Genomic DNA, 3,528 nt, shown 5'->3' on the forward strand with positions numbered 1-3,528 from the left:
GTCTGGTATTGCCTGTTGTCTGTTTATCTCTTGCTGTCGTAGCTGCAACGATATTCGCATGTCGCGTATTTCTCAATCTAGTTTCACGTATACGGCGTGCTCTCTGTTGTAGGGAAACACAAGCCCTGCAAATCGCAGAAAGAAAGGCCGATTCTTACTTTAGGCGCACATCTGCAGAGTATGAAAGAGACGTAATGGCTGAAGTAGATAGGCTGACAGATGTTGTAATTGGGGATGACGCTCAAAGGGCTTACACAGAGGATGGATATATAAGAGATGTAAGGAAAGAAGCTGATAGAACGGCAAATGTTGTTATAAATGAGATGCAATTCAGCAATGCTGAATTGGATGTAGCGCGCGATAGAGAGCGTGCTGTTACTAAATATAGAAAGGATGTGATGGAAGATGCAGCAAAGATAGTAGATGCTGTGATTGAGAAGATGAAATTAGAGAAAGAGTGCAGTTTTGCTATCTGGAAGGAGCGAAAATCTGCGGCGTATGTAGAGGATGTCAAGTCAGGTGCTGATAAAGTTGTAGATGATGCCATTAAGAAGACAAAGGTTATATATAAATGCTATGATGATTGCAGTGGACGCACGTGTACGAAGAGTCCAGACGAGACAAGAATAGTGGTAAAAGATCTGTTGAAACATGCAAGAGTAGAGGGTGCGCAGAAGTATGCACGTGATAATGGCGCAGATCAGCAGAGGTAAAAGCTCAGCTATGGCCATTTATATGGCACAGACACGGTTTAAACAGCATGGGCTAGGAAGGGGGCCGCAGGGTGTGTACCGCCAGTGGTGAATAAGACAGGCAGTTTATAGGCATGAAATGGGTGTATATAGTTCATCTATTCTGCGAGTATTCTGAGAATGGTGATGATATACCTTCAATCTCTGTTATGTATGATATGGTTTTGGACTTTTCAATTTTTATTTCCAGCTGATCTGCGCGTACACAAGCCTTATCTATTAGTCCAGTGACGCTATCTGATAACCTTGCGCAGTATTTTTGTGATACCTTTTTTCTGGCGTGTTCTATGATTGAGGCGATGCTGTAATTTATAATACCGTCTGGAGCATTTTGTGCTGACTCCTGTGCGCATTCTAACAATGCGCCGTGGGCATATATATTTTCTGGAGAATCTTCCTTAAACTTACTCTCCAGCATTGTGCACTCCAAGTTTGTTTGTGTGCATAATTTATGTGCATCTATATACCCGTGAATTGCCGTCAATCTCGCGGATAATGTATTATCTGCTAGTATAAATCTTTTTAGAAGTGTACTTGTTTTCGAGAGGCTGTTATCTGCATAACACGCTATTATCTCTTCATTTTGTATTGCTAGCCGCCTAGAGCCGCCATTTTGTTTCAAAATCTCGTGCAATACATGGTAACTAGATGCCCTTTGCTTGAGCAAAGATGCAATGTCATTTTTTAAGGAGTCATGTCCAGCTTCCCCCAAGGTAAAAGCCGGAAGTCGTGTATTATTTTTATCAAGGTATTGTAGCAATACTTGCAACTGAGCAGTATCATGAGGGTGCAGTTTAATATCACTATAAAGAGATTTCCGTATCTTCTGCTTTAGCACAACAAGTACGGATTTATGCATAAGGTGGGAAAAATTGCTCAAGAGGTATATTGCTTTTTCAGCGTTTGCGCAAGAGTGTCCTTGTGTTGTGTACTTCTCTAGCAGAATAGACAGAAATGTCCTTTTTTCCATGTGCATACTGATTGCTTTTTCTATGAAATTTGCATCAGGCACTGGTATGTACTTCGTATATTTTTTGCTCCTGACGTCGAGTATAAATTTCTTGATTGGTTTTGAATGAGAGAAGTCCACTTCTATATTGTTCGATATCTTTTTCCCAGTGATTTTTAGCACTAGTTGCGGAGTAAGCTCTTTATGTGGATTATCTTCGTAGTGATAGTGGTAATCCCGCAATTTGATATTACGGGCGGCTCTCTTAGGATTTCCTGGTGCTACAACTTGCTTGGTAAGCTCTATCGACATTACATGCGAATTGCGCGCATGTGCATCATATGCGTTTTTAGAAATAGGATGTGCCTCTATGACGGAGATTTCTGGGCTGAAAAGTGTAACCACACTTTTTATATCTTCTGGCGAAAAATATACGAATATTTTATCGGAAACATAGTTTTCATGTAGTTTTGCAGAGAAAGATACAACTGCCATAAATGATGCGCAGATACTTAAAGTATTCTTCATGCTAAGAGATCTACTTTTTTTGTGTAGACTTTCCATAATTATCGCCATCGCGGCGGATAATATGTATGCTTGTATAGATCTATTACCAATACTTTTAGTACCAACCAGACTCATAGTCATTACCAAGTCGACAATAATTGGAGACGTTACAGATAAACGGTAAAGTTTATGTTAAAACGTATCATGCTATCGATATAACCACCTAATTCCCATTTATAATCATGAGATTTCCTATCTTTTATTAGGATATATAAGAATAATGAACGTTGTGATGGAATTGATACAAACTTTTAAATGGTAGTGAAAATTATTCTAAATCTAGTACAATGAACTTTCCTGCACGTGCAACGAAGTAGGTTTTGGTAGCTATATGAATTTAGATGAAGAAAAAGTTCGTCTAAGAAAATGCTATAGGAGCCTAAGGAAGGAGTTGCATTCAACATTTAGGGAAGAAGCTTCGGCACGGCTCTTAGAAAATTGTATACGTACTTTAAGTTTTGACGTCGGGACTGTAGTTTCCGGATACATACCGATAGACGGAGAAATAAACATCCTATCACTTATGCAGTATATAAAATTGATGGGGTGTACGGTGGTGGCGCCTGTTGTAGTTCCTGATAGCAGAGTTCTTCTTTTCAAGGAGTGGCATAATGATTCAACTCTTGGAGTTGAAGCAAGAACTCCAGAGCTGCTTCTAGTGCCGCTTATAGCCTTTGACGACCAATTACACAGGCTTGGATTTGGAGGAGGCTACTATGATAGCACCATATGTTTTCTAAAAAAGAGCAATCCGTTGTTGTTATGTGTAGGAATAGCATACGATATCCAGCGTTGTGATAAGGTGCCGGTTTCCTCTCATGACCAAGGATTAGATTTGGTTATTACTGAGAAGCATGTATATAATCCTGTCAGATAGACTAATAGCGTGAGTGCTGCTGTGCAATATACATATATCGAAGACAGTAGTACCTTTCATTCCTTATTGTTTAGTGATGCAGATGACTTACATCAGCATGGTTGCGTATACATAAATGCATAAACCCGTATTGCTTGCAGAAATGTTAGAAATTCTCTCACCGGTGGATGGGGGAGTATACATAGATGCTACTTTTGGTGCAGGGGGCTACACCAAGGGAATATTGGACAGCGCACAGTGTACTGTATACTGCATAGATAGGGATGCTATATCGGAAGAGTTTTTTTTCAAATTGTCACAAGAATATAAGGGGAGAACTCACTTTTTTCTTGGCAAATTTAGCGATTTACAAAGCATCATCGGGCACTTCAACATAGAAAAAG

Annotated in this window: 4 protein-coding genes; 3 read left to right on the forward strand and 1 reads right to left on the reverse strand. The window is 39.7% G+C overall.

The window, feature by feature from the left end; genetic code table 11:
• A partial coding sequence (locus R4I06_RS04500; protein WP_334414389.1) for a hypothetical protein occupies window positions 1–713 on the forward strand: 713 nt, incomplete at its 5' end.
• A gap of 133 nt (window positions 714–846) precedes the next feature.
• Here the strand turns inward: R4I06_RS04500 and R4I06_RS04505 are convergent.
• Window positions 847–2,343: a hypothetical protein gene (locus R4I06_RS04505; protein ID WP_334414390.1), complete on the reverse strand. Its 1,497-nt coding sequence runs from the start codon at window positions 2,341–2,343 to the stop codon at window positions 847–849.
• A 256-nt stretch (window positions 2,344–2,599) separates the two neighbouring features.
• Between R4I06_RS04505 and R4I06_RS04510 the strand changes: the two genes are divergently transcribed.
• Together R4I06_RS04510 and mraW are read left to right on the forward strand one after the other, a co-directional pair.
• Complete coding sequence (locus R4I06_RS04510) at window positions 2,600–3,145, forward strand: 5-formyltetrahydrofolate cyclo-ligase (protein ID WP_334414391.1); 546 nt, start codon at window positions 2,600–2,602, stop codon at window positions 3,143–3,145.
• Between the two features lie 115 nt (window positions 3,146–3,260).
• The coding region (mraW, locus tag R4I06_RS04515) for a 16S rRNA (cytosine(1402)-N(4))-methyltransferase (protein WP_334414392.1) at window positions 3,261–3,528 on the forward strand (268 nt) is incomplete at its 3' end.

It is taken from the genome of Anaplasma bovis, assembly GCF_036903315.1.
GTDB lineage: Bacteria > Pseudomonadota > Alphaproteobacteria > Rickettsiales > Anaplasmataceae > Anaplasma > Anaplasma bovis.

Excerpts from the sequence above, each read along its gene's own strand:
- R4I06_RS04505 (WP_334414390.1), bottom strand. The coding sequence starts at position 2,343 with ATGAGTCTGGTTGGTACTAAAAGTATTGGTAATAGATCTATACAAGCA.
- R4I06_RS04510 (WP_334414391.1), top strand. The coding sequence starts at position 2,600 with ATGAATTTAGATGAAGAAAAAGTTCGTCTAAGAAAATGCTATAGGAGC.